This is a genomic window from Rufibacter sp. JT3400010 (assembly GCF_054956755.1).
Window position 1 is genome coordinate 91,843 of record NZ_JBUDXA010000005.1, and the last position, 25,513, is coordinate 117,355.

Here is a 25,513-nt window from a genome sequence, read left to right on the forward strand (position 1 = left end):
ACCTAGGCAGTGGTCGTGCTACTTGATACCTGCTACGTGATACGCATTACGCATGTATGCGCAGCTTAGCGAAGCTCAGGAGCAGGGTTTTCTCTCCCACGCCTTCAAATTCAATGATGGCCTTAATGGAGTTCCCTTGATTGTCTATCTTGGTCACGTTGCCAAACCCGAATTTAGGATGCTCTACGCGCATTCCGGCTTGTAGGTTGGACGTGTCGCTAGGCGTGAAGTCGGCGGGTGGGTTGTAGGCCGGCGCGGCCGATGGCTTACGGGCAGGCGTAATCAACTGAGCTGCCGGGGTTTTCCGCTGCAATACTTTCTCAAAGGTTGGCCGCTCGTCTCCGAATTTGAAGTTGAGGTACGTAGGGTCTATCTCGTCAATGAACCGGCTTTTCTCAGCTGCCCGAAGGTTTCCCCATTGGTAACGGCTGGTGGCGTAGGAGAGGGTCAGTTTCTTCTCGGCGCGGGTGATGGCCACGTAGAACAAACGGCGTTCCTCTTCCAAATCGGCGCGGGACTGGAGCATCATCTGGCTAGGGAACAGGTTTTCCTCCATGCCCACAATGAACACGTTTCTAAACTCCAGACCTTTGGCCGAGTGGATGGTCATCATGGTCACGTATTCGCCTTCCTCTTCCTTTTTGGTGTCAGAATCTGTGAGTAGGGCAATGTCTTGCAGGAACAAGGCCAGCGAGTTGTCTTCCTTCTCGGGGTCATCCACAAACTCCTTGATGGCGTTCAGCAATTCCTGGATGTTCTCGTAGCGGGCCAGTCCTTCCACCGATTTATCAGAGTACAAATCATCTACCAGACCAGAATGTTTGGCGATGTACGTAGCCGCCTCAAACGCATCTTTCTCCTGGGCAATCACCGCAAAGCTTTTGATCTTGGTCGCGAAGTCATCAATAGCCGCACCCGCTCTTCCGCCTAACAGTTGACTGGCGTGGCTTACCACTTCCCAGATGCTGTGGTTGGTTTCGTTAGCCGTAACAATCAGTTTTTCAATGGTGGTATCGCCAATCCCTCGCTTAGGGTAGTTGATGACGCGGCGCAAGGCCTGCTCATCATTATGGTTGATAGCCAGACGCAGGTACGAAATCAAATCCTTGATCTCCTTGCGTTGGTAGAACGACAGACCACCCACAATGCGGTACTTGATGTTCATTTTACGCAAGGCCTCTTCCATAGCCCGGGACTGGGCGTTGGTTCTATAAAGGATGGCGAAATCCTCATAAGAGAGGTGGTGGTTCATCTTCTCCTCAAAGATGGCGTGCGCTACCAATTTGCCTTCCTCGTTGTCTGAACTGGCTTTGATTACGTCAATCAGCTGGCCTTCTTCGTTCTCAGAGAATACATCTTTGCGCAGCTGTGCCTTGTTGTTCTTGATAACACTGTTGGCCGCCTTCACGATGTGCTGGGTTGAGCGGTAGTTTTGCTCTAGTTTGAACACCTCCAGCTCAGGGTAATCGCGCTCAAAGTTGAGGATGTTCTGGATATCGGCCCCGCGGAAGGCGTAGATGCTCTGGGCATCATCACCCACCACGCAGATGTTGCGGTCCTTGGCGGAGAGTTTGCGGGTGATGAGGTACTGGCTGTAGTTTGTATCTTGGTACTCATCTACCATCACGTACTTGAAGATGTGCTGGTATTTGTTCAGCACGTCCACGTGGTCTCTAAAGAGCACGTTGGTGTTGAAGAGCAAGTCGTCAAAATCCATGGCGCCGGCCTTGAAGCAGCGTTCGGCATAGATTTTGAAAATCTGGCCTATTTTCGGCCGAAGCGCCGCCTCATCATCCGCCTGAATGGCAGGGTCGCGCAGGTACTGGGCTACGGAGATGAGTTTGTTTTTAGCCGCCGAGATACGACCCAGCACCATATTGGGCTTGTAGAGCTTGTCGTCCAGGTTCATCTCCTTCACGATGTTCCGGATGAGCGTTTTGGAGTCATCAGAGTCATAGATGGTGAAGTGGCTGGGGTAACCTATTTTCTGGGCCTCAGCCCGCAGGATGCGCGAGAAAACGGAGTGGAAGGTTCCCATCCAGAGGTTCTTGGCCTCGGGGCCCACCACTTTCTCAATCCGGCCGCGCATCTCTTTGGCGGCCTTGTTGGTAAAGGTGAGGGAGAGGATGTTGAACGGGTCCACGCCTTTCTCCAGCAAATGCGCGATGCGGTAGGTCAGCACCCGGGTCTTGCCGGAGCCCGCGCCCGCAATGATCATGCAAGGGCCCTCAGTATTTAAAACAGCTGCACGCTGTGACTCATTCAGGAGTTTCAGGTAATCCATGCTCACAATATTCTTTCTTCAGGAGTAACACAAAATTACGGAATAAAGTCGCATTATCAGAAGCCGTTTTACAGAGGGCTCAAGAATAAGCTCAAGCGTTGGCCGTAAACATTTGATTGTGGCTGGGAATGAACGTGAAGGTCAAAAAGCCGAAAGCAGAAAGCTTCTCCAACGTTTAAGGGAGTCGCTTTCTGCTAAGTTTACTAAGAATGAGGCTAGGAAAGGTTTATCGCTTGGCTTCTAAATGGTAGTTACAGAGGCTTTCTTACCTGAAACGTAACTACTTTACTGCCGGGTAAACCGTCTTGGGTGAGACCCTGCACCACAATGGTGTACGTGCCTGCCTGGTCAGAAGTGTAGAAGTAAGTGCTGGCTTTTCCATCCTGGCCGGTATTCAGGTCAGGAGCCCAATACAGTAGATTCCGCCAATCAGGTAGGCGGCTCTGTTTCTGTTCTTGGGTGTCATAGGTAGGGGCATAGAATTCGCGTTGCAGTTGGAGCCCTTCATATTCTTGTAACAAAGCCCTGGGATCTACCGGAAAACCAGCCAAATCACCTTTGTACGTGGTGTAACTTACCACTCCGTAGGAGGAGAGAGACCCATTGTGGTAGTTGCTGGTCATGACATCTAACTTTTGCACCTTTAGTGGATCAAAGGCCATGATGTTATCTACATCAAACACCGGAACCCCATCTAGCAGCAGCAGTGGATCTTCTTCAAAAAAGAGCCTGTTCTGACTATCCAACACCCGGAAGTGGAAGCCATCGCGGCGTTTTCTTACCATTACGCCAGGCACGTACTCGCGCATCACTTCTTCCATCACTTTAAAGCGGGTGTAATTGTCCAGAAAGAATTGCTGATCTGGTTTGCCGTAGAAGGGGAGACTGTCTATAGCCGGGGCTTTGTAGCGGTTAAGGAATTGTTCAAAGTAGATATTCTGGGCTTGAACATCTAAGTGGCGCGAGTAGATGGCCGCCTCTTGGCTTTTGTCTAGGTCAAACGCAGGAAGGTGCTTTTGGGAGTGTTTTCCCGAAAACGGGCTGAATACCTCAAAATGGTAGGTGCTGTCTTTTGAAAAATTAGTTTGCATCACTACTTCCTTGGGGCCAAAGAAATCCTTCACCGCAAAAAGCACAGAGCCATCCATTTTGCTGAGGCTGTTGTAAAAGCGGATGTTTTTGCCCGGTGAGGCAAGATAGGTCCTTATCTCCTTGGCCGGAGCGCCAGTAGTACTGTGGGTCACTTTTCCATGTATCAGGTGACCTTCGTATTCGGGAAGGAACTGGAAGGTCTGATGTTTGGGACTTAGCACTTGCTCCCAGGTAAACCGGCTCCAGCCGTGGGTTAACATGAGGTTGTCTAAGTCTTCGTCTGCTTGTGGTCCCACCTCTGTGAAGTATGAAGAGGCATTTTCTACCGTGCCCTTCAGATCAGAGGACAAATACAGATACGCGCTGATGTCGGCCACGTCAGTGGCTTGGAGGCTGTCTGACCGGAAGACAGCCAAAGATAGGTTAGCGGCAGTAGCCACCTCTGGGAGCCGTTGGGTACGCAGATCCAGCATTACTTGCTCGCGGGCCCCAAATTGTTGCTTCGCTAAGATGGTTTCAATCTCCAGTTGCTTTGTGGGGCGTTTGAAGAAGAGCCGTTCGGCTACAGGCTTTTGCTGGCTATCAAAAACTGTGAAATGAGTAATACCCGGGGCCAAAGAATCTTTGGCTATGGAAAAGGCCGCTTTCCCATTGGCCATGATGGCGGTAGCGGCTACTACCACTTTATGGCGGGTATGGCCCAGCAAAAATACCTGCCCCGGTTGCTGGTTTGTAGCGTGTGCCGTGATCTGGAGTTCGCCAGGCTTGCTTTCAATCAGGTTTAGATTATAGCCTGTTTCATGAATGTGAGGCAATTTCTGCCGAATGACTTTTCCGCCAGAAAAAGTAACCACGGCTGTGTATTCCCCCGCAGCAGGAGGGAGGCTAAAATGCCCTATCCCATACTTGGTAGGCTGAAAAGTGGTCACCACCTGACCCGTATTGTCCCGGATCTCGCCCTGACAACTGGTGCCTTTGCCTGTTTTGCTGTTTATGGCCTTGAAAGCTACTTTACCGGGTAAGCCGTTGACAAGGTTTCCTCCTTCGGGAAAAAACTGTATGGCATAGGTGGCGGTGTCTGTCTGTGGCTTTAGGCCTAGCGGCTGAAAGGTATTGATGATGGTGACAGGTTGTTCGAAGTAAAACTCAGGACCGAAATTTTTCATCCAGTTGGTGTAGGCTCGTATCTTGTAATTACCTGCCTGCAGGGTCACCGGCAACACAAAAGACCCATTGCCAGTACCGCTTTTTAACGCAATTTTCCCTTGCAACACTGGTTGGTTACTGACATCTAATACCTCTACATAGGCCACTTTGCTCATGTCCATCGGCTGGTGCAGCGTTCCGTCTACGTTGTACACTTTAAACCACATGAGGTCGCCGCTGGCGTAGGCTGCACGGTCCAAATGAAGGAAGATTTTCTCCTGTACCGCTTTGCTCTGGTAGTCTTGCAGGTGCGTGAGCAGCGTTGAAGCGGAAGTGCTTTGGGCGTGATTCTTGGCTGTTACGCCAAAAAATAGGCATAAACCTAAGATGCCTTTGAAACCAGCTCTTCCAAAAAAGTTGAGATTTTCTATTGGTGTTTTCATGCTGTTTTCAGAATTACTGCCAGAAATCTGGTTTGATATTGGTGCCTAAGAACCTGCAGTCTGTACAGTAACTTCCCGCACCTGTATAGCCTATTAAAGCAGGAAAACTACCTTCAGAGTACACTCTATCTATAGGTATAAGTGTGCCGCTTGAAAATTCATTAGCAACTTCATTAAGTGGTATGGTGTCTAGTTCACAAAAGATAGTGTTTTGTGGACTCCAAGTAGTCGGTAATTCAGGTCGCGTAACAAAAATTCTTTTTTCCTCCACTGAACAGGCTTCTACATACCCAATCACTGGTTCGCCCGGAGAGGATATACAGTGGATATTCCCAATTAATTGAGTGGGAAGTGGATCAAATAAGGAACCAATGCTTTCAGTATTTTTCTTCAAGGCTTCCCAATATTCATTGGCTTCTTTTGTTTGGGCATATTGTTTTACCAGAATACTGTACTTGCTTATTAACTTGTTTGAGTTTGTGGGAAGCTTTAACAATGGAAAATCGCTGATAATATCTTGTCCTAGTTTAACAGAATTACTTATGTTTATTTGGGTGGAGAAGGTAGTTGGCCAGCAGAGATAGATATTGTTCTCTGGGGAACGATCTTGGATTGCACCATTCCTATACTCTAACCAAGACTGATAATACGCCCGGTACTCCCACGTTTCCTCGTATTCCCAGCGGTAATAACGCGTGTTGTTTTGAGCGTCATGGCTGTTCACGTAAATCTGCAAACCGTCATTTTCGGCTCTCCAGCTTATATTGTCAATAACCGGAGTTTGCTTTACCGATACATAGTCTGAGGCGTAATCCTTTCCACCTGTCTTTATGTCCAGGCGGTACCGTTTACTGTTTTGGATAGGAAGGTTTACAGAAGTGTACATACCTGCTTCCCTTTCAATTAAAAGGTAAGTTGGGCCGTTTTCTTCCGTAACTGTCACTTTGGCTCCTGTTTCTATGACTGGTTTTCCCTCCTCATTCAGATTTTGAGTGCGAGACAATTTAATGGTGGTAGGCCCATTAATATTAATAAAACCGCTTACCACCAGAAAGTTGTTTGGCCTGTCCAGTACTTCAGGTGTGAAAGGTTCTTCACAGGAGGTGAGCAGAAAGAGGAAATACAGCAAGCATGTATTTCTCAGGTATTGGATATAGGAGTTCATTAAAATCTGAAGTTATAGGTAATGGTAGGGATGGGCTGACCAAAAATAGACAGTTTGTAGCCTTTGATTTTGCCTTCCTCAGCCCGGAAATAAACCGAATAAGGATTCTTGCGGCCGGTGAGGTTGTACACGGCAAGGGTCCAGGAACTATGGGCCAGTTTCCTAACCTTGTGGTTTCCTTCAATGTTCAGGGCAAAGTCTACCCGGTAGTAGTCCGGTACTCGGTACTCATTTCTATCTGAGTAGAAGACGCGGGTGGCGTTGCCGTCCTGATACTTGGCGATTGGAAGGGTGATGGGCCTGCCGGTGCTATAGGTGAAGTTCAAGGAAGAACTGAACCGCTGGCTAAACCGGTAATTGCTGATTAACGTGAAATCATGTGGCTTGTCTACGTTACTAGGGTAGAATTCGCCTCTGTTGATGATTTCTGAGACTTGCGTGTTGTTCAGGCGCACAAGTGTGCGGGAGTAGGTATAGCTCACCCAGCCATTCAGCTTACCCGTCAGCTTTTTCAGCATGACCTCTACACCATACGCCTTCCCTTCGGCGTTTGCCACATCTGTTTCAATGTGATGGTTGAGTATGATTTCTGCCCCATTTCTGTAGTCCAGAAAATCTTTCATCTTCTTGTAATAGCCCTCTATGGATAGCTCAACCGTATTGGCTCTAAAATTCTGATAATAGCCCAGCGCCACCTGGTCTCCCACCTGTGGCTTCACATTGGCATCACTCAACTTCCAGGTGTCTGTGGGCGACATGGAGGCCGTGTTAGAGAGCATGTGAATGTACTGGCGCATACGGTTGAAGCTCATCTTCACAGAGGAATGATCTGTTAAACCAAACCTCGCGGATAAGCGGTACTCGGGACCGTGATAGGTAGCCAGTGCCTTGCCTCCTCCATAGCTAAGAGTGTCCAGAATAGTGCTTTCCGTTTTAGGAACATTAGGTGCGTAGGTATACACTTCTCTAGGCCCCAAGGCATTGAAAATAGAATACCGAAGCCCTACGTAGACGGATAACCTTGGTGAAATGTCAAATTGATCAGAAACATAAAGCGCACTCTCCAAGGCTTTTTCCCGCTGTAAAACATCTGGTATAACCAGTGATTCAGTCCCAACCGGGGTGAGGCTACCCGGCGAAATAGTATACAGAATGGAGCTGGCTCCAAAGTCAAGCGTATGTTTAGAATTCAGAAAATAGTTGAAGTCGGCCTGCAGGTTTGCCTGCTTCATCTCAAAGTCCAGATTTGCCGCGTTTACCGGGTTTTTTTCAGAATTAATGCCATAACCGTAGTGGCTGAAAGCACCCGTAAGCACACTGTACAGCTTGTTGTGGAAAATATGCTTCCATTTAACGCTGGCATTGTGGTTAGCGAAATTATAAAGCGAATCTGACCCTAACTGGAATTTGTCTTTGCTCAAATACCCTGAAAAGTAAAGTGTATTTTCACTGTTGATTTCGTGGTTTATTTGGGCATTCAAGTCATAAAAAGAAGCCGAACTTTTACTGAACGATTCCTTCGGTAATTTTTTGAGGAGCCAATCTGAGTACGTGCTTCTACCGGCAAGCATAAAAGAGGTTTTGTCTTTTTTAATGGGTCCCTCCAACATCAATCTGCTGGTTAAAAGCCCGATACCGCCAGAGGCCGCAAACTTTTTCTTGTTTCCGTCACGGGTGGTTACTTCCAGCACCGAGGACAATCTGCCCCCGTACCTGGCCGGAATGTTACTTTTGTGCAACTCAACTGATTTAACAATATCTGGGTTAAAGGCAGAAAAGAAGCCAAACAAATGGGAGGGGTTATAAATGGTAGCATCATTAAACAGAATGAGGTTCTGGTCAGTAGAGCCGCCGCGTACGTTCATGCCGGTACTGCCTTCGCCCACAGATTTCACGCCGGGCAACGTAAGCACTACCCGCAGAATATCTGTTTCGCCAAAGGCGGTGGGTACCTGTTTAATGGCCCGCATGTCTAGCCGTTCCATGCCCATTTGCATACCGGCAACATTACGGTCTTTTTCTGCCTCTACCAGCACTTCTTTGAGTGATCTTACATCTTCCTCTACCTCAATGTCCAGTTTCCCATTTGAGTACAAGGCAATACGGCGTTTGGAATTCTTAATCCCGATGGCTCTTATAATCAACTCATGCTCGCCTATGGGTAGAGTCAAGGAATAATATCCATATTGGTCTGTAGTAGTGGCTAGTAACGGAGACTGGATGTAAACCGAAGCACCAATAACAGGCTCTCCGGACTTAGCATCGCGAAGGTGCCCGGCTAGGCTAGCATTTCCGGTGGCATTGTCTCGTTTAACTCCTATCACATAGAGTTTAGCTTCTGAAGTGGCCTTCTTCTTGCTATTTGCCCCCGCCACATACGGGTTCGTAGTAGAAACATCTCGGGGTAAGTTAGTGGCACCTCCTGTGGTGCTTTCCCTGCGGAAGAAGTTCTCTGGCAAATTTGCCATAAATTCTTTCCCTTGGGTTATAAGTACGGCGCCCTGGGGAGTAACAGCGAACTTCAATTCTGTGCCGGCCAGCGCCTGCGCTATTACTTCTCGTAAAGGCTTTTGTGTTACCTGTATAGTAACTAGAATATTATCTACCGCCCTAGGGTCATAATAGAAACGATAGGTTGTTTTCGCTTCTATTTCCTGGGCAAATTTCTCAAAGGAAGCGTCTTTTAAATCTAAGGTGATAAGCTGTTCATTGGCGGTTTGTGCGTGGCTGTGGAGGAGACAACAAAACAGAAGAAGGGCTATCAGGTATGCGTTACGGTAAAACTGGGTCATATTTTGAAACAATCAAGGGAGTGATAGAGCCATAGATGTAATGGTAGGAAGAAGAAGCTTATTGGTTTCTGAGGGTATCATAGTAGGTGACAAGCGCCAGAATAGCTTCTTCCCGCTGTTTCTTGAACCTTAATCCATGCGCGCGGGCATATTTTTTCAAATCTTTCTTTTTGTCATTCAATAGCTGGAGTACAGACTTCTTGCTTTTTACCTGGTAGTAGGCCTTCTCTTTCATCAAGAAGAACTTGTTCTGCGGGTTATAATGCTCTACTATGAAATTATCCTTTACTTTTTCTTCCATCTGCTTTTGCCGTTTTACCAGCATTTTGATGGAACCATCATGCAGCACATCATAGAAGCCGGGGCGAAGAGAGGAAGAATCTGTAGAACTGGCGGCTGAATAGCGTACAAATCTATGCCCGTTCAACATAAAAGAAGTTACTTTCTCACTGACTAGTTTCTGCAAAAGCGAGTTGTTGCGCAGAATAACAACCTCGTCCTTTACCAAATCATAAAGCAGAGATACTTGGTCGTATTGAGTGCCATCATAATGCACATTTCCGGTGGCGGCCTCATCCTGTAGAAAGAACTGATGCCCTTCCCTCATTGACTTTCTGTAGTCTACATACTGCGGACCGTTAAAAAGATGGGATTCCGTTTGGGTGGCTTGCTGGTACAAACGGACTGGGTACATGGACAAAGCCTGATTTGATAACGTATCTACCTGTCCAACCTGAGAGAACGCATCATATCTGATGAAAAAAGCAAAGGCAGTCAGTAGTAATAGTGTAGAATGAAGCTTTTTTAGCATTGAAAGACACGCTTGTTAAGTTAATTTTTAGCTAACAATATATTTATTTTTACTGATATAATTGATAAATAACAGTTTAAAGAAAGATCGCCAACTTTTCAAACTTCAAAATCAGAAGGCTTGCCTGCGTGTTTTGGAAGGTCTACGTCTATCTTGGTAGTAGATACAAGAAGCCTTTACTTCGGGGCAAATCATACCAGAAGTGATCAGATTTTTGTGAAACAGGCATTAAACAAAGCGCACTGATGCAAGTTGAACTTTGAAAAAAGTGAAATTCTAAACAAATTTGGCTATTCCCGGTTTTGCTTCATTGATCGGTTTTCATGCGGGGGCTTGAAACGGATGCGCAAACTAGAGGTTAGTACCGGAGCCGAAACCTGGATAAGTTCAGGAAGAGGCGCCAAATACAGAAAGCCAATACGCCACATGCTGATCAAGCATTTCTGGATTGGCTTTACCACCGCAATGCGGTGACGTTAGACAGACAAAGACAAAATGGTATACTATCAGAATGAAAACATCATCATCACGTATGATGAAGGATCTAAATTGGTACGCACCCAATGGCAGGGATTTGCTAACAGCGAAGAGTACCGGCATGTATTGAACAAGTATCTACAGTTGGTTTCTGAGAAAGAAGTTACCCGTTGGGTAGGAGATAATACCAACGCCAAGGCCATCAGGCCAGCCGATCAGGAATGGACTGTAAAGGAGTGGGCACCTAAATTTGCTGGCCAAGGGAATGTGAAGCGTATGGCCGTAATTGTGTCTACGGATATCTTCAATAAAATGGCCGTTGACAATATCCTGCTGAAAGGAGGCGACACCGTTGGATTTGATACCCATTACTTTGACAATGAGAAAGCAGCCTTGGCTTGGGTGATGCAGGACTAAGCTTCAAAATTCTGGTTATGAAAAGCAGCCTTCAAGGCTGCTTTCTGATTTTAGTACATTCCAGCACCTCTTTTTGCGGCCGAACTTAAATAGCGGTACTTTTGTCTTTCTGCTGTAAGAAAAAGCTCATGATTGTACTACAAAATACCGTTCTCTCAGACGACCTCAAAGACAAGTTCTTTGTCTGTAATCTGGAGAAATGCAAAGGTGCCTGCTGCGTGGAAGGTGACCTGGGCGCCCCGTTAGAGAAAGAAGAACTCTCCATTTTAGCCGATGCCTACGAACACGTAAAACCCTATATGTCTGCCGAGGGGGTGAAGGCCATTGCAGAGCAGGGGCTGTACGTGGAAGACTTTGAAGGCGACTATAGCACCCCTACTATAGGCGATCGCGAGTGCGCGTATGCCATCTATGATGATAACCTCACCCTCAAATGCGCCATTGAACAAGCCTATTTAGACGGAAAGATCTCCTGGAAGAAACCCATTTCCTGCCATTTATACCCCATCAGAATCACCAAATATGATGGGTTCGAAGCCCTGAACTATGACCGTTGGGAAATATGCAACCCGGCTTGCTCCTTCGGGATGGAGTTAGGCGTACCCGTCTACAAATTCCTGCGCGAACCGTTAGTGCGGAAATACGGGGAAGAATGGTTCCAGGAGTTGGAAGGAATAGTGGAGAAAGAAGCAATAGCGAAATAGTTCACCCAAGTTGACTTGTGCATATTAGGCCTGTTTTCCTGAAAACTCGTCCTAAGCCTAAAAGCAAAAGAGCCCACAGCATACTGCTGCGGGCTCTTTTGCTAAAGTAGAATCAAGGTTTTCCTTTGCCTGATACATGGAATGTACTCCACATTCAAAAGGTTCTTTGATGTAACAGAAAAGCAGCCCAGTAGAGTTGCTTTTCTGTTTTTAATCTGTTTTCCTTAAAACTTGGTGAAATCGTAGGTATCCAGGTAGCTGGTGGTGAAATCACCTTCATTGAAGTTTTTGTCTTCCATCATGGCCAGATGGAACGGAATGGTGGTTTTTACGCCTTCAATCACGAACTCACTCAAGGCCCGCTTCATCTTCACAATAGCTTCTTCCCGGGTCTGCGCACTTACAATCAGCTTCGCGATCATGGAGTCATAGTTGGCCGGAATGGTGTAGCCCGCATACACGTGCGTATCTACGCGTACCCCGTGACCGCCTGGAATGTGCAGCACGTTGATTTTGCCCGGGCTAGGGCGGAAACCTGCCTTCGGATCTTCGGCGTTGATCCGGCACTCAATGGCGTGCATCTGTGGGTAGTAGTTTTTACCCGAGATTGGAATACCGGCGGCAACCTTGATCTGTTCCTTGATCAAGTCATAGTTCACTACTTCCTCCGTGATGGGGTGCTCCACCTGAATACGGGTGTTCATCTCCATGAAGTAGAAATCTTTGTGCTTGTCTACCAGGAACTCAATGGTACCTACACCTTCGTAATTGATGGCTTTGGCTCCGGCAATGGCGGCCTGGCCCATGCGCTCGCGCAACTCGTCTGAGATGAAAGGCGAAGGGGTCTCCTCAATCAGCTTCTGGTGACGGCGCTGGATGCTGCAATCCCGCTCAGACAAGTGGCAAACGGCCCCGTACTGGTCACCCACAATCTGGATCTCAATATGGCGCGGCTCCTCCACGAATTTCTCCAGGTACATGCCATCGTTCCCGAAAGCGGCTTTGGCTTCCTGACGGGCATCGTTCCAGGCTTTGTCAAACTCATCGGCAGATTTGATGATGCGCATACCGCGCCCACCGCCACCCGCTGTGGCTTTGATAATCACCGGATATTTGATTTTGGCCGCCAGTTTCTTGCCTTGCTCGGCAGAAGCCAACAAACCCTCAGAACCAGGGATGGTAGGCACACCGGCCTTCTTCATGTACTCCTTCGCAGAGGACTTGTCTCCCATGGAGTTGATCATTTCTGGTGTGGCGCCGATGAACTTGATGCCGTTTTCGGCACAGATTCTGGAAAACTCAGCGTTTTCAGAAAGGAAACCATAGCCAGGGTGAATGGCATCGGCGTTGGTGATTTCCGCGGCGGCAATCAGGTTAGGAATATTCAGGTAAGACTGGGAAGACGGGGCAGGCCCGATACACACGGCTTCATCCGCGAAGCGCACGTGCAGGCTTTCCTTGTCAGCGGTAGAATAAACGGCTACCGTTTTGATGCCCATTTCCTTACAAGTCCGGATAACCCTCAGCGCAATTTCGCCACGGTTGGCAATCAGTATTTTTTTGAACATTTGGTTAATGTGCTAATGTGTAAATGTGCTGATGTGCTAATGATTCACAAAAATAATGTGCTGATGAACCAATCAAGGACAGGAGGGAAGTAGAAGAAACTACTTATTTTAATTCCCCGCCAAACCAAGAATTAGCACATCAGCACATTAGAGAATTAGCACATTAACTAGGATCTACCAAGAACAAAGGCTGGTCGTACTCAACTGGGCTGGCGTTGTCTACCAACACTTTTACAATGCGGCCTGAGATCTCAGACTCAATCTCGTTGAACAGCTTCATGGCCTCAATAATACAGATCACCTGGCCTTTCTGCACCTCGTCGCCGACGTTCACAAACGCCGGAGACTCTGGGTTGGCAGAGCGGTACAACGTCCCGATCATAGGGGCTTTGATGGTGAGGTACTTGCTGGTGTCATCGGCGGCAGGCTGGGCTGGAGCAGCTGGGGCTGCGGGAGCCTGAGGCAGGGCAGCAGGAGCAGGAGGTAACGCTGCCGGAGCGGCCGCAGGTGCAGGCTCAGATACATATTTTACCTTTTGGCTTGCCTCGCGCTGCACAGAGATCTTAAACTCCTCGGTCTCAATGTCAACTTTATTCAGGCCAGATTTCGCGATGAAATCAATCAGTTCTTGGATTTCCTTAGCTTTCATAGTTTTATTTTACTCGTTCGGCGTAGGTGTAGGTACGCGTATCTACTTTAATCTTTTCATCTTGTCCAATAAAAAGAGGAACAGAGATAGTGGCGCCCGTCTCTACGGTGGCTGGTTTAGAAGCGTTGGTGGCGGTGTCTCCTTTGATACCGGGTTCTGTATACGTAATAGTCAGTTCTACATACGTAGGAAGTTCAGCGGTTAACGGAGTTTCAGTCTCGGCGTGGAACAAGATAGTCACTTCCTGGCCTTCTTTCATCAAATCAGCGAAAGGAACCAATCTTTCTTCCAGGGTTACCTGTTCAAAGGAGTTCATGTCCATGAAGTTGTAACCGTAGTCATCTTTGTAGATAAACTGGTGCGGACGTTGTTCTACGCGGGCTGTGGTTACTTTTACCCCGGCGGTGAAGGTGTTGTCCACCACTTTGCCGGTTTTGATGTTCTTCAGTTTGGTACGAACGAAGGCCGGGCCTTTCCCTGGTTTCACGTGCTGAAACTCAGTGATGATCCACAGGTCGCCGTTAAATTCAATGCAAAGCCCGTTGCGAAAATCAGCGGTAGTTGCCATAGTTAGTCTTGTGTTTCGGTTTAAAATGCCTACGGGTTTTTCCCGATTGGACATAAAAAAATTCGGCCAAAGATAGCCGAATTTTTTGATCTATTTCAGAAAAGAAGCCTAAAAACGAGGGGCTTATTTAGGGTCATATGCCCATTTCAGGTAAATGGAACCCCAGGTAAAACCACCGCCAAAGGCAGCTAGAACCACGTTGTCTCCTTTTTTTAATTGATTTTCATACTCCCACAGGCACAAAGGAATGGTGCCGCTGGTGGTATTGCCATATTTCTGGATGTTCACCATCACCTTCTCTGGGCCTACACCCATGCGGTTGGCGGTGGCGTCAATAATGCGCTTGTTGGCTTGGTGAGGCACCAACCAGGCAATATCCTCAGACGTCAGGTTGTTGCGTTCCATGATCTCGGCAGACACATCGGCCATGCCTTTCACCGCGAACTTGAAGACCTGCTGGCCTTCCTGGAACGCGAAGTGCTCCCGACGGGCAACCGTCTCGGCGGTAGCGGGTCTACGGCTTCCTCCGGCTTTCTGGTGCAGAAACGGAACCCCGGAGCCGTCAGACTTCAGGATGCTGTCCTGTACGCCCAAGCCTTCGGTGTTAGGTTCCAGCATAACCGCCCCGCCGCCATCTCCGAAGATGATGCAGGTGGCCCGGTCTGTATAGTCTACAATGGCGGACATTTTATCTGCCCCCACCACAATGATTTTCTTGTACTTGCCGGTTTCAATGAACTGGGAACCGGTGGCCAACGCGAACAGAAAGCCGGAGCAAGCAGCCTGAATGTCATAGCCAAAGGCGTTAACACAGCCCGTCTCTGCGGTGATAATGTTGGCCGTAGCCGGAAACACCAGGTCTGGGGTAGTGGTGGCACAGATGAGCATGTCAACATCTGCCGGATCTGTGTTAGTTTTTTTGAGGAGGTCCAGCACCGCCGGAATGGCAATGGCCGAGGTACCTTGGTCTTCTCCCTTCAGTATGCGTCTTTCTTTGATTCCCGTGCGGCTAACGATCCATTCATCGTTGGTTTCTACCATGGTTTCCAACTCCTGGTTGGTCATCACGTACTCCGGGGCATATCCGCTCACACCGGTGATCGCGGCGGTTATCTTACTCATAGTATTCTGAAGGGTTGTCTGGTAAATTGCGCACAATTAGGCGCTAAAGTATTTTCTGAATTTCTCTGAGATACGGGCCTCTGCCATTTTGTTGGCCAGATGCAGCATATTACAGATAGCGGTTGGGGTGGAAACGCCGTGCCCAATGACTGCATTCCCGTTCACACCCAGAATGGGGCTTCCGCCTACCGCTTCATAATTGAAACGATCAAAGAAAGGATCAGTGATTTTCTTTTCGCAGAGAATGTCATAGATAGACTCTGCCATTTTCAGGATTACGTTACCGGTGAACCCGTCACACACAATAACATCGGCCTTGTCGTTGAACAGGTCGCGTCCTTCAATGTTCCCGATAAAGTGAATGGATTTGTTTTCCTTGAGGAGTTTGTAGGTAGGCTGGGTGATCATGGTGCCTTTGCCTTCTTCCTCGCCTAGGTTCATTAAGCCCACACGTGGTTTCTTAATGTCAAAGATATGTTGGGCGTAAAGAGAGCCAATTTCCCCAAACTGCTCCAGAATCTCAGGTTTGCAGTCGGCAATGGCGCCTACGTCCAGCATGATGCCGTACCCGCCAGAAAGCTTAGGGATAAAGCTGGCCAGCGCTGGCCTTAAAATGCCCTCTACCTGTTTCACGCTGAAGACCGCGCCTACCAGCATGGCACCGGTGTTGCCGGCGCTGCAGAAGGCGTCTACCTTTTTAGAGGCCAGCATGCCGTAACCTACCGCAATGCTGGAATCTGGTTTCTGGGTGAGGGCTTTGGTAGGGTGTTCACCCATCCCAATTACTTGAGATGCGTGAACAACCTTTACTCTGGAACCGGTGTAGCCGTGCTGCTGCAGGAGCGAATGAATCTTGTCTTCATCTCCAATCAGGAAAATCTCAAACTCATCCGTTAACTTCTCAGCCGCTAAAAGTGCGCCTTCTACAACTGCATCGGGGGCGAAGTCGCCGCCCATTGCATCCAGAGCTATTTTCATGTAAAGCGTGTTTCGTAAATTATCCTACAAGTAACTAAAATAAAGCCTGAACAGGCAAGCTTTATTACGCAACAGAGGTATAATTTTTGATGGCCACTTTACCTTTGTGGTATAAATCTCCGTCTACCACGTACGCTCTGTGGTATTGGTGCACCTCTCCGGTGTTAGGGCAGATAGAAATCGCTTTAGGAGTGATTTTGTCGTGCGTTCTTCTCTTATCTCTTCTGGTCTTGGAGATTTTTCGCTTAGGATGTGCCATCTCAGGTAATTATTACAAAATTGGTTATAAACTTATTTTAACTTTTTAAGGGCGGCGAAACGAGGGTCAAGTGGACCGTCTTCGTCATCATCGTCCTCTTCATCTTCTCCTTCTGAACCGGTAGAGTAGATCAACAGGCCTTCGGCCTCCGGATCATCTTCCCGTTCCTGGTCTTCTTCCACAAACCGCGGATGCAGCTTTTTCATAGGTATTGCCAGGCCAATGTAATCATACAGGTGTTGGGCAATGTTGAGGTACTGCGTCTCTGGTACTATCTGCAGCACGTTCACGTCCAGTTCCAGGTCTTCCTGGCCGTAGCGAACGAGCAGCGTTTGTTCTACTTCCAGCGGGTGCTCAAACTCTTCTAAGCTCCGGTCGCAGGTCAGGCGAACCGTTCCTTTGATATGGAAATCGAATTGCAAAAGAAGCTCCGACTTGTGTAGCACTACCTCAGCCTTCAAGTTGCCGCCCAGGATCAGCTCCTGTTCAAACAACTCAAAGAAGCGGTCATCCAATTCAAACTCGTAGCTGTGGCTTTTGTTGCCCAGCTTCACAAGATTGATATCGTATTTTTTAATCTCCTTCACGTTGCCTCTTTTTTTGCAAGTCGCAAAATTAGCAAGAATATCTGTATTATAAAATACAAATGCCTTTTTTGCGCTGGTTAATAAAATGCCGCTTTCGGCTTGTCCTGGGTAAAACAGCCAAAAAACAGGAGTGGTTCATTGTGAGGGAGATAGATGTAAAGTAAGTACGTAAGTACTGCAGCGTGATACTAGAAGGCTAAAGGCTATGCTGCCAGGAGCTTCTTCTTTAAAGCTTTCTTCAGCTTCATCATCTAGTGAAAGGTGCTGGGCAAAGGTATTACACCTTTAGGAGTTTTCTCTAAAGTTCTCCTGCCACTTTAAGCATAGCGGAAAAAACATCTTCACTAAACCTGAAATTTGTTGCCCTTATCTTTTGAATGATGGGTTTTACAGATGGTATAATACCTTCCTGTTTAGCTCTGGCAATAATACCTAAGGTGCCGGTGAAGGATAACCCTAATCTTTGAGCGAGTTTACGGGCTTGAAGGTCATCTAGAATTAGGAAACTGCCTTCTTTTTCAGAACTTAAGGCAATGGCACTGGCCTCGCCTTTGTCTACTTCCAATTCCAATAGCCTTTGATACCTCGTATTTGTTACGGCTTCAATTGAAATCCAGTCAGGTAGATTGTGGCCGAACTCAGAGGCAATGACGGTGGTGGTAACCACATGACTGAAAAGGTATCTAAGCAGTTGGAGTTCACCAATTTTGTCTAACAGAATGAAGCAACTGGTGTCGGCAATTACTATTTTAGATGGCAGCGGCATCTTGTTCTATTTCACTTGCAGGATAATTAAATAACGAGACATTGAAGTCACTTAAAATTTCTGCGAAGGCTACTTTAGAAAGGCCTGCCAGTTCCGCTGCATGACCAAGAGACAATTTTCCTGACTCAAATAATTTAGCGGCTAAAAAACGCGCTATCTGTCTTTCATCTAAATCTACGTTCTCAGGCAGGTGCAAAACTACTGTTCTCATGTTCCTAATATACGTACATTCTTATAAACATGAGTAAGAATAAAAAGCGTTTCAGTACCGTTTTCTGTAAACCAGCCCCGAAACGCTTTTTCTGTCTTTGTAAAAGTTAGTTACCTACACGCCGCTACGGGCTCGCAGAATATCAATAGCAGCAAACAAAGCTTCCCGGAAGGAGGTTTCGTCTGCTTTGTTCTGGCCGGCAATGTCATAGGCGGTGCCGTGGTCTGGTGAGGTGCGCACAATGGGCAGACCAGCCGTGAAATTGACGCCGCGTTCAAAGGCGAGGGTCTTAAATGGAATCAACCCTTGGTCATGGTACAGCGCCAGGGTGGCATCAAATTTCTGGTAACTGCGGGTGCCAAAAAAACCATCGGCGGGGAAGGGACCGAAGATGAGGTTGCCTTTGTTTTTCAGTTGCTCAATGACCGGGGTCACAATCTCGGTTTCCTCGGTGCCCAACAAACCATTCTCGCCAGCGTGCGGGTTGAGGCCTAGTACCGCGATTTTAGGTTTCTGAATGCCGAAGTCTTTACGAAGGGAGTTCTCCAGAATGGTAAGTTTTCTGATGAGCAGCTCTGGCGTAAGCCGGTTGGCTACGTCTTTCAAGGGAAGATGTCCGGTGACGGTGGCAACCCTGAACCCGTCGGCTACCAGGAACATTAGGCTCTCCGGCGCATCAAAATACGTGGTGAAGAACTCGGTATGGCCGGGAAACTGGAAACCTTCGCCCTGGGTGTTGTCTTTGTCAATGGGAGCGGTGACGACGGCTTGAATGTGGCCGTCTTTGAGGTCCTGAGCGGCACGTAGCAAGGCGGCGCGGGCCAGCGAACCGGTAGCAGGCGAGGGAACGCCGGGCGTAAACTCTATTTCCTCCTCCAGGCAGTTGAGTACGTTTACCTTTTTGGGGTGAATCTGGTCAAAGGTTTGTATCTGCTGAAAGCTGAAATTCTCCAGGGCCAGCACCTTGCGGTACTTGTTCACCGCCCCCGCCGAGCCGTAGAGAATGGGGGTGCAGTAATGCAGCACCCGGTTGTCTGAAAGCGTCTTGAGGGCTACTTCCGGCCCGATGCCGGCAATGTCTCCTATGGTTATCCCGATGCGGGGCTTTGTTTTTTGCTCCATGGGTTAGGCAGTGGCTTGTGAAGAAAGGAAATGATAGAGCAACCGAACGCTGCTACCGGTGGCGTGCTTGCCGCGATAAGAATCTGGGCTCAACAAGAAGGCCGTTCCGGCAATATCCAGGTGAATCCAAGGGTAGTTGGTGAAGAACTCCAGGAACTTGCCCGCCGAAATTGCGCCCGCTTCGGCTCCGCCGATGTTCTTCAGGTCTGCAATGTCTGACTTCAGGTGCTCCTGGTACTCTTCCCATAACGGGAGCTCCACCAGACGCTCGTGCGCCATTTCTCCGGCCAGTTTTAGGTCTGTTTTTACCAAATCATCGGCAGTACCCATCATCACAATGCCTTCGCGGCCCACGGCTCGGGCGGCGGCTCCGGTGAGGGTGGCAATATCAATGACCAGGCTCGGGTTGTAGCGTTTGGCGAAATGCAGGGCGTCAGCCAGGATCAGGCGTCCTTCAGCATCAGTGTTCAGGACCTCCACGGTGTGGCCGCTGTGCATGGTGATCACATCGCCGGGGGCGAATCCTTTACCGCTTATCAAGTTATCGGTAGCCGGAATCAACCCGATGACATACAGCGGCACGTTGTTTCTGGCCAAGGCCGAAAGGGTCCCGGCCACAGCCGCCGCACCTGACATGTCTGACTTCATGTAATCCATGGAGTTAGGGGTTGGCTTGAGGCTTAACCCGCCCGTGTCATATACCACGCCTTTGCCCACCAGAATGACAGGTTGGGTGTTGGTGGCGTTTTCGGGTTTCCATTCCAGAATGTTGAAGGTGGCCGACTCATCAGAAGCCTGGTTCACGCTCAGGATCCCGCCCATTTTCAGGGATTGAATCTGCACCTGGTCCAGTACCTCCACCTGCACGCCTGTACCGTTCAACATCTCCTGAATCTGCTCGCTCAGCAACGTGGCGGTTTGCATGTTAGGAGGCGTATTGATAAGGTCGCGGGTATTGTACACCGCTTCCAGCAGATTAGAGAGTTCCGTTACCTGGGTTTGAGAAACCCCAACGCCGGTGATGGTCACCGACTTCAGAATAGGAGGTGTGGACTTCTCGGTTTTGTAGCGCTGGAATGAGTAATTGCTCAGCACCAGACCTTCGGCCACGTACAGCGCCGCTTCGCCATCGGCGCCGTCCAACAAAACCACGCTTTCCACCTTATCCGCCGTTAGGCGCTGGTGCAGGACGTGGCCCGCTTTGCGGAGGGCTTCCTGAGTTTGGGTTTCTTTGGATTTGGGATCGGTGAGGACCAGGTAGAGTTGGTGGGTGAATCTATTGATAGCTACCAGCGTGCTCTTGAGCGCCAGTTGGCGGGTGATGTATTCCAGTTCATCTTGGGAGAAAAGCTCCTTGGGGAGGTGCTCTTGGCCTGGAACTAAGACAGCGGTGCTGGTATTAGCCGGTAATGTTGCGGCGTAGGTCAGTTCTGTGCGCATAAGATGTGTATCTTTGAGCTGCAATATAGCCTTAACAAACGGAAACCAAAACCAGTGAAGCCCGTCCAGCCCAAGAAACACCTAGGTCAGCATTTCCTCACCGACCTCAACATCGCCCAGAACATTGTGGAGGCGCTGCGCCTGCCCAACGGCGTGCAGGAGGTGCTGGAGGTAGGGCCCGGCATGGGCGTTTTAACCCAGTTTTTGGTAAAACACCCTGAATACACCACCACCATTGTAGACATCGACCGCGAGTCAATCGCCTGGTTGAACGAGCATTATCCAGCTTTGGAGGGCCGCGTGCTTTTCGCCGATTTCCTGAAAACTGACCTTAAAACGCTGTTCTCGGGGCCATTTGCCGTCATCGGGAATTTCCCGTACAACATTTCCAGCCAAATCTTCTTCAAGGTATTGGATCACCGCGACCAGGTTCCCGAGGTGGTGGGCATGATTCAGAAGGAAGTAGCGGAGCGTATTGCGGCCCCGCACGGTTCCAAAACCTACGGCATCATGAGTGTGCTCTTGCAGGCTTTTTATTCTATTGAGTACCTGTTCACGGTGCACGAGCACGTGTTCAACCCGCCGCCCAAGGTGAAAAGCGCCGTGGTGCGGCTCACGCGAAACGAAGTGGCTCAGTTGCCCTGTGACGAGAAGCTGTTTTTTAAAGTAGTGAAAGCCAGCTTTGCCACCCGCCGCAAAACCCTGCGTAATTGTCTGAAACCGTTTAACCTTCCGCCGGAGGTAGCCCAGGATGCCTTGTTTGACAAGCGCGCCGAGCAGCTTTCCGGGGCTGATTTTATCAACCTTACCCTCCTGATCCAGCAGCATGCAGTCTGAAATCACCCGTGAGTTTATTGACCAGATAGAAGACGCCATTGAGCGGCGCGATGCCGAGTTCATTCTCTCCAACATGGAGGAAATGTACGCCGTGGACATCACCACCGTCTTGTACGAGCTCAATACCGAGCAAAGCAAGTATGTGATGGACGTGCTGCCCGCCGATGTGGGTGCCGAAATCCTTAGTGACCTGGACTCAGACGTACGCAGCAATTTCCTGAAGAACTTCACCATTGAGGAGATTGCCCGCTACATTGGCGAGATGGATTCAGATGATGCCGTGGATGTGCTCAACGAGCAGCCCGTGCAGCGCAAAGAGGAAATCATTGCCTTGCTGGAAGACCAGGAGCACGTAGCCGATATTGTGGAACTCCTGCACTATGACGAAGACTGCGCCGGTGGTCTCATGGCGAAGGAGTTGATCAAAGTGAACATCAATTGGCGCGTGGGGCAGTGCATTGACGAAATCAGGCGGCAAGCCGAAGAAGTAGAGAAAGTCTACGCCGTGTATGTGGTAGACGACCGCGATAAACTGGTGGGCCGCCTGAGCATGAAAACGCTCATTCTCTGCGGTGACGAGACCCCCATCAACAAGGTTTATGACCCAGATGTCATTGCCATTGAATCTTACAAAGATGATCAGGAGGTGGCTGCTGTCATGCAGAAATATGACCTGGAAGCCATTCCGGTAGTGAACATACAAGGTCGTTTACTGGGCCGCATTACCATTGATGACGTCATTGACGTGATCCAGGAACAGGCCGAACTCAGCCGCCAATTGATGACCGGTATCACCGAAAACATTGAGGAAGACGACAGCGTTTTCCGGCTTTCGCGCGCCCGTTTGCCCTGGCTCATGGTGGGCATGGTAGGCGGCTTGCTAGGGGCTCGGTTCATAGGATTGTTTGAAGGCGACATTTCGGTGATTCCCGCCCTAGCCATGTTTACCCCTTTAATTACCGCCACCGGCGGAAACGTGGGAATTCAGTCTTCCTCCATCATCATTCAGACGCTGGCCAACAAAACCATCATGTTTGATAATTTCGCTTCCCGTATTATCAAGGTGTTGCTGGTGGCATTGATCAACGGACTCGTGATGTCGGGCTTGGTGCTGGGATTCAACGTGTTGTTGGGGGTGCAACTGACTTTATCCATAGTAGTAGCCGTGGCCTTGTTCAGTGTGGTGTTGCTGGCTTCGTTTATGGGAACGGTCACGCCCATGATTTTAGATAAATATGGAGTGAACCCCGCCGTAGCCGCCGGTCCGTTCATCACCACCGCCAACGACTTGCTAGGGCTAGCCGTCTACTTTATGGTGGCGCATCTCCTGTTGAACCTTTGATTCAGGCCTATTTTCCAGAAACCTGCACCGAAACACTTAACCTATGCCCATTTCTACTGATTCTCCCTTCCGCTGCCTTGTCATAGACCTCATGCACGAGAGCCTGCTGCCCATGCTGGAAAGTGTAGGCGTAAAAGTCACGTATCTGCCAGAAATCAAGAAAGAGGAAGTGCCCGCGTTACTCCCAGATTACCAGATGCTGGTGGTGCGCAGCAAAATGCGGATTACCGCCGATTTACTCAAATTCGCCCCTAAACTGGAAGTGCTGGCCCGCGCCGGAGCCGGCGTAGACAACATTGACGATGGCGTGCTGGAAGCCCGGAACATCACCTTGATCAACGCCCCCGAAGGCAACCGTGATGCCGTCGGCGATCATACCTTGGGCATGCTGTTAACCTTATTCCGGAAAATTACCCAAGGTGACAAGCAAATCAGGCAAGGTCAGTGGTTGCGGGAAGAAAACCGCGGCGAGGAAATTGGAGGGAAGACCATCGGCCTGATCGGGTTCGGGCACATGGGCAAAGCCTTCGCCAAGAGGTTAATGGGGTTTGACTGCGATGTGCTGGCCTATGACCACCAACCGGTAGAAAATCCGTTCCCCCATGTTCACTTAGCCTCTTTGGAGGAACTGCAGCAGAAGGCGCAGGTGCTGAGTCTGCATATTCCGTATACCAAAGAAAACCACCATTTCATAAACGCCCAGGTGCTTTCCAGATTCCAACACCCGCTTTGGCTTTTGAACACCGCCCGCGGCGAAGTGCTGAACCATGCCGCCCTGGTTGAAGCCCTGAAAGCCGGTACCGTACGAGGTGCCGCCTTGGACGTACTGGAAAACGAAAAGCTGAAAACGCTCACGCCAGAGCAGCAGGAACGGTTCTCTTATTTAATGGAGCACCCGCGCGTAGTACTCACCCCGCACATTGCCGGCTGGACCCAGGAATCCTATGTGCGCATCAATGAGGTAATGGTGCAGAAACTGGAAGCGTTTTTGCACCATAGGAATAAATAGGTACGGTAACCTGAATTGTAGCGGCGTTACACCGTAACGCCGTGGCACCACGCAGCAATCCACGTCCCAACCATCAACTACCTGTCTTGACTTCTCGCTTTTAGGAAAGGGTTGCAGATAAAGGGACGTCTTCGTTTCAAAAAACCACGGCGTTACAGGGTAACGCCGCTACAGAGTTTGTTTACAAGCGTTTTCCTGAAATCTGGCTTAAATCAGAAGGGCCTCTCTTGTACAAGAGAGGCCCTTCTGATTTTATTTCTGTGGATTGAACTGGATGGTGGAATAGCCGATGATTAAATCTGCCCGGGACCCAGGCGGACGATAATAGACGAGCACATCATACACGTTTTCAGTGGAGAAGTGGCTACCTTCAAAGTAACGGGCATCGGCTTGGCCGTTGGCGCCTTTCAGGGCGAAGTAGTAGTTGTAGTAGCCTTGTTTTAGGAGAGCCGTGGCGGTGTAGAGCTGTTTTTCGGGATCATAGGTCATCCGGAAGGGTTCTTTCAGTTGCCAGTCAGACAAGCCACCAAAGACATACACCGGCCCAGGCGCGGGCTCCGGGGCCTGGAGTTGGAAAGTGACTTGCTGGTAGTCGGCGTTGAGGGGGGCGTTGCCATACTCGCGGCTCCCGAAGAGGAACTTGCCGTTGGCGTCGGGCTGAGAACTGTACACCTCGCGGGCACGGCTTCTACCGGTCGTCGCGAATACGCGGTCCGGGCTGCCGGTGACATCGCGGCGTTCAACGCCAATGCCGCTGAACCGTTCGCTGCGGGTATCTAGTGCTCGGAACTCACTCAGTCCTAAGAAAGCCTGCCCGGGCTCAAACAATTTGTATTCCAGCCGGCGCTGCGCTTCCTGAATAAAGGTAGGGCGGGTGAAGTATTTGGCGTTGTCCCAGCGGTGGTTCTGGCGGAGCACGACCTTGATTTCCTGCGACGGGTTCACCAACGGATATTGGGCGTAGAAGATATTGAAGTCCATCTGCTGGCGCTCAAAGCGTTCACCGGCTCCCGGCGTGGCCACGGGCACCAGACCCACCTGTACCTGCTCCTCAAAGATGACAAAGCGGCGGCTTAGCAAACGGTTTCCGCCTTCCTCGGTCACTTCCATGAGGTAATTCCCGCTGAGTTTCACGCGTGGCAACTGGAAACTGTAATGCCAGTACGGTACTTTGGTGCCCCCGGATGGCTCTACTTCATTGATGAAAAATTCATTGTAATCCTGCACGTACTGGAGCGGCTGCAATTGGGAAGGCTGCCAATCTGCGTTGCAATGGTGGAACCGCACTACCGCCCGGCCCCGGGGAGCCGTCATGCGGTCAAACTCCAGCACCAAAGGACTATTCTGCTCAAGGGAAACCACAGGAGGAGCCAGCACATCGCCTACGTTGAGGTTGCGGGCGTAGAACTGCACGGAATACACATCTGCCGCGTACACCGCGTCTTCAAACCGGAGGGAACCCGTGCCCGATGTTCCGGTGCCAGTGCCCGTTGATTCTACCGGCACACAACCGGTGAAGGAGGTCGCGGCCAGCGCTAAAGCGAAGAAGGTGTGTTTCCAGTTTCTTTTTAATATCATGAGGTGTTTTTCAAATCGTTTTGGTACCCAGTTTCACCTGTCTATTACGGTAAGATCAGGTGAACTCTTGTTAATACGCTAGGTACCGTTAGTTAGTATTTAAGGTTCAGAGATAGAAGGAGGGAACGCTTGCTCCTTTATCTCAT

22 protein-coding genes are annotated in these 25,513 nt (G+C 49.4%); 5 read left to right on the forward strand and 17 right to left on the reverse strand.

All coding sequences use genetic code 11. From position 1 onward, the window contains the following. Nucleotides 1-46 precede the first annotated feature (46 nt). The 5 genes from ACY0JR_RS06760 to ACY0JR_RS06780 all read right to left on the reverse strand — a co-directional run bounded on the left by ACY0JR_RS06760 (nt 47) and on the right by ACY0JR_RS06780 (nt 9,616). Nucleotides 47-2,284, reverse strand: coding sequence for an ATP-dependent helicase (locus tag ACY0JR_RS06760; protein WP_462633183.1), 2,238 nt, complete (start codon nt 2,282-2,284; stop codon nt 47-49). A 251-nt stretch (nt 2,285-2,535) separates the two neighbouring features. After that, nucleotides 2,536-4,965 (reverse strand): hypothetical protein, encoded by a 2,430-nt coding sequence (locus ACY0JR_RS06765; RefSeq protein ID WP_462633184.1) that lies wholly within the window; start codon nt 4,963-4,965, stop codon nt 2,536-2,538. 13 nt (nt 4,966-4,978) lie between these two features. Beyond that, entirely contained in the window at nt 4,979-6,130 is a 1,152-nt protein-coding gene (locus ACY0JR_RS06770) for a DUF4249 domain-containing protein (protein ID WP_462633185.1), read from the reverse strand. Then, nucleotides 6,130-8,922: a carboxypeptidase-like regulatory domain-containing protein gene (locus ACY0JR_RS06775; RefSeq protein ID WP_462633186.1), complete on the reverse strand. Its 2,793-nt coding sequence runs from the start codon at nt 8,920-8,922 to the stop codon at nt 6,130-6,132. The genes ACY0JR_RS06770 and ACY0JR_RS06775 overlap by 1 nt, the downstream gene beginning before the upstream one ends. 58 nt (nt 8,923-8,980) lie before the next feature. After that, entirely contained in the window at nt 8,981-9,616 is a 636-nt protein-coding gene (locus ACY0JR_RS06780; protein WP_462633187.1) for a hypothetical protein, read from the reverse strand. Nucleotides 9,617-10,228: 612 nt separating this feature from the next. Between ACY0JR_RS06780 and ACY0JR_RS06785 the strand changes: the two genes are divergently transcribed. Both ACY0JR_RS06785 and ACY0JR_RS06790 read left to right on the forward strand, forming a co-directional pair. Continuing rightward, on the forward strand, nt 10,229-10,627 hold the full coding sequence (locus ACY0JR_RS06785; protein WP_462633188.1) for a hypothetical protein: 399 nt from the start codon (nt 10,229-10,231) through the stop codon (nt 10,625-10,627). A gap of 128 nt (nt 10,628-10,755) precedes the next feature. Further along, nucleotides 10,756-11,331: a DUF3109 family protein gene (locus ACY0JR_RS06790; RefSeq protein ID WP_462633189.1), complete on the forward strand. Its 576-nt coding sequence runs from the start codon at nt 10,756-10,758 to the stop codon at nt 11,329-11,331. A gap of 224 nt (nt 11,332-11,555) precedes the next feature. On the opposite strand, the gene accC is transcribed toward ACY0JR_RS06790, so the two are convergent. The 11 genes from accC to ACY0JR_RS06845 form a co-directional block, all read right to left on the reverse strand. Next, entirely contained in the window at nt 11,556-12,899 is a 1,344-nt protein-coding gene (accC, locus tag ACY0JR_RS06795) for an acetyl-CoA carboxylase biotin carboxylase subunit (RefSeq protein WP_462633190.1), read from the reverse strand. Between the two features lie 163 nt (nt 12,900-13,062). Then, on the reverse strand, nt 13,063-13,548 hold the full coding sequence (gene accB / locus ACY0JR_RS06800; RefSeq protein WP_462633191.1) for an acetyl-CoA carboxylase biotin carboxyl carrier protein: 486 nt from the start codon (nt 13,546-13,548) through the stop codon (nt 13,063-13,065). A 4-nt stretch (nt 13,549-13,552) separates the two neighbouring features. After that, nucleotides 13,553-14,116, reverse strand: coding sequence for an elongation factor P (gene efp / locus ACY0JR_RS06805; protein WP_462633192.1), 564 nt, complete (start codon nt 14,114-14,116; stop codon nt 13,553-13,555). A gap of 123 nt (nt 14,117-14,239) precedes the next feature. Continuing rightward, nucleotides 14,240-15,238: a beta-ketoacyl-ACP synthase III gene (locus ACY0JR_RS06810; protein ID WP_462633193.1), complete on the reverse strand. Its 999-nt coding sequence runs from the start codon at nt 15,236-15,238 to the stop codon at nt 14,240-14,242. Nucleotides 15,239-15,274: 36 nt separating this feature from the next. Then, nucleotides 15,275-16,216, reverse strand: a complete 942-nt coding sequence (gene plsX / locus ACY0JR_RS06815; RefSeq protein WP_462633194.1) for a phosphate acyltransferase PlsX — start codon at nt 16,214-16,216, stop codon at nt 15,275-15,277. Between the two features lie 64 nt (nt 16,217-16,280). Next, the gene (gene rpmF / locus ACY0JR_RS06820; RefSeq protein ID WP_048920069.1) at nt 16,281-16,475 is read right to left on the reverse strand and encodes a 50S ribosomal protein L32; all 195 of its coding nucleotides are present in this window, start codon (nt 16,473-16,475) and stop codon (nt 16,281-16,283) included. Nucleotides 16,476-16,507: 32 nt separating this feature from the next. Next, nucleotides 16,508-17,062 (reverse strand): YceD family protein, encoded by a 555-nt coding sequence (locus ACY0JR_RS06825; RefSeq protein WP_462633195.1) that lies wholly within the window; start codon nt 17,060-17,062, stop codon nt 16,508-16,510. Between the two features lie 298 nt (nt 17,063-17,360). Continuing rightward, a complete protein-coding gene (locus ACY0JR_RS06830; protein ID WP_462633196.1) occupies nt 17,361-17,828 on the reverse strand; it encodes a PIN domain-containing protein in 468 nt (155 codons plus the stop codon). After that, nucleotides 17,812-18,039, reverse strand: a complete 228-nt coding sequence (locus tag ACY0JR_RS06835; RefSeq protein ID WP_462633197.1) for a UPF0175 family protein — start codon at nt 18,037-18,039, stop codon at nt 17,812-17,814. The genes ACY0JR_RS06830 and ACY0JR_RS06835 overlap by 17 nt, the downstream gene beginning before the upstream one ends. 114 nt (nt 18,040-18,153) lie before the next feature. Beyond that, entirely contained in the window at nt 18,154-19,161 is a 1,008-nt protein-coding gene (gene pdxA, locus ACY0JR_RS06840; RefSeq protein WP_462633198.1) for a 4-hydroxythreonine-4-phosphate dehydrogenase PdxA, read from the reverse strand. A gap of 3 nt (nt 19,162-19,164) precedes the next feature. Continuing rightward, nucleotides 19,165-20,601 carry a leucyl aminopeptidase family protein gene (locus ACY0JR_RS06845; protein ID WP_462633199.1) on the reverse strand — a complete coding sequence of 479 codons (1,437 nt, stop codon included), beginning with the start codon at nt 20,599-20,601 and terminating at the stop codon, nt 19,165-19,167. Nucleotides 20,602-20,655: 54 nt separating this feature from the next. Between ACY0JR_RS06845 and rsmA the strand changes: the two genes are divergently transcribed. Genes rsmA through ACY0JR_RS06860 form a run of 3 tightly spaced genes read left to right on the forward strand, consistent with a single transcriptional unit; the run spans nt 20,656 to nt 23,789 of the window. After that, a complete protein-coding gene (gene rsmA, locus ACY0JR_RS06850; RefSeq protein WP_462633200.1) occupies nt 20,656-21,438 on the forward strand; it encodes a 16S rRNA (adenine(1518)-N(6)/adenine(1519)-N(6))-dimethyltransferase RsmA in 783 nt (260 codons plus the stop codon). Beyond that, complete coding sequence (gene mgtE / locus ACY0JR_RS06855) at nt 21,428-22,780, forward strand: magnesium transporter (protein ID WP_462633201.1); 1,353 nt, start codon at nt 21,428-21,430, stop codon at nt 22,778-22,780. Before rsmA ends, mgtE begins: the two co-directional genes overlap by 11 nt. A gap of 43 nt (nt 22,781-22,823) precedes the next feature. Further along, complete coding sequence (locus ACY0JR_RS06860) at nt 22,824-23,789, forward strand: NAD(P)-dependent oxidoreductase (RefSeq protein WP_462633202.1); 966 nt, start codon at nt 22,824-22,826, stop codon at nt 23,787-23,789. 252 nt (nt 23,790-24,041) lie between these two features. Here the strand turns inward: ACY0JR_RS06860 and ACY0JR_RS06865 are convergent, their stop codons facing one another. After that, the gene (locus ACY0JR_RS06865) at nt 24,042-25,367 is read right to left on the reverse strand and encodes a type IX secretion system plug protein (RefSeq protein WP_462633203.1); all 1,326 of its coding nucleotides are present in this window, start codon (nt 25,365-25,367) and stop codon (nt 24,042-24,044) included. Between the last annotated feature and the right edge of the window lie 146 nt (nt 25,368-25,513).

Excerpts from the sequence above, each read along its gene's own strand:
- ACY0JR_RS06760 (WP_462633183.1), bottom strand. The coding sequence starts at position 2,284 with ATGGATTACCTGAAACTCCTGAATGAGTCACAGCGTGCAGCTGTTTTA.
- ACY0JR_RS06765 (WP_462633184.1), bottom strand. The coding sequence starts at position 4,965 with ATGAAAACACCAATAGAAAATCTCAACTTTTTTGGAAGAGCTGGTTTC.
- ACY0JR_RS06770 (WP_462633185.1), bottom strand. The coding sequence starts at position 6,130 with ATGAACTCCTATATCCAATACCTGAGAAATACATGCTTGCTGTATTTC.
- ACY0JR_RS06775 (WP_462633186.1), bottom strand. The coding sequence starts at position 8,922 with ATGACCCAGTTTTACCGTAACGCATACCTGATAGCCCTTCTTCTGTTT.
- ACY0JR_RS06780 (WP_462633187.1), bottom strand. The coding sequence starts at position 9,616 with ATGTACCCAGTCCGTTTGTACCAGCAAGCCACCCAAACGGAATCCCAT.
- ACY0JR_RS06785 (WP_462633188.1), top strand. The coding sequence starts at position 10,229 with ATGGTATACTATCAGAATGAAAACATCATCATCACGTATGATGAAGGA.
- ACY0JR_RS06790 (WP_462633189.1), top strand. The coding sequence starts at position 10,756 with ATGATTGTACTACAAAATACCGTTCTCTCAGACGACCTCAAAGACAAG.
- accC (WP_462633190.1), bottom strand. The coding sequence starts at position 12,899 with ATGTTCAAAAAAATACTGATTGCCAACCGTGGCGAAATTGCGCTGAGG.
- accB (WP_462633191.1), bottom strand. The coding sequence starts at position 13,548 with ATGAAAGCTAAGGAAATCCAAGAACTGATTGATTTCATCGCGAAATCT.
- efp (WP_462633192.1), bottom strand. The coding sequence starts at position 14,116 with ATGGCAACTACCGCTGATTTTCGCAACGGGCTTTGCATTGAATTTAAC.
- ACY0JR_RS06810 (WP_462633193.1), bottom strand. The coding sequence starts at position 15,238 with ATGAGTAAGATAACCGCCGCGATCACCGGTGTGAGCGGATATGCCCCG.
- plsX (WP_462633194.1), bottom strand. The coding sequence starts at position 16,216 with ATGAAAATAGCTCTGGATGCAATGGGCGGCGACTTCGCCCCCGATGCA.
- rpmF (WP_048920069.1), bottom strand. The coding sequence starts at position 16,475 with ATGGCACATCCTAAGCGAAAAATCTCCAAGACCAGAAGAGATAAGAGA.
- ACY0JR_RS06830 (WP_462633196.1), bottom strand. The coding sequence starts at position 17,828 with ATGCCGCTGCCATCTAAAATAGTAATTGCCGACACCAGTTGCTTCATT.
- ACY0JR_RS06835 (WP_462633197.1), bottom strand. The coding sequence starts at position 18,039 with ATGAGAACAGTAGTTTTGCACCTGCCTGAGAACGTAGATTTAGATGAA.
- pdxA (WP_462633198.1), bottom strand. The coding sequence starts at position 19,161 with ATGGAGCAAAAAACAAAGCCCCGCATCGGGATAACCATAGGAGACATT.
- ACY0JR_RS06845 (WP_462633199.1), bottom strand. The coding sequence starts at position 20,601 with ATGCGCACAGAACTGACCTACGCCGCAACATTACCGGCTAATACCAGC.
- mgtE (WP_462633201.1), top strand. The coding sequence starts at position 21,428 with ATGCAGTCTGAAATCACCCGTGAGTTTATTGACCAGATAGAAGACGCC.
- ACY0JR_RS06860 (WP_462633202.1), top strand. The coding sequence starts at position 22,824 with ATGCCCATTTCTACTGATTCTCCCTTCCGCTGCCTTGTCATAGACCTC.
- ACY0JR_RS06865 (WP_462633203.1), bottom strand. The coding sequence starts at position 25,367 with ATGATATTAAAAAGAAACTGGAAACACACCTTCTTCGCTTTAGCGCTG.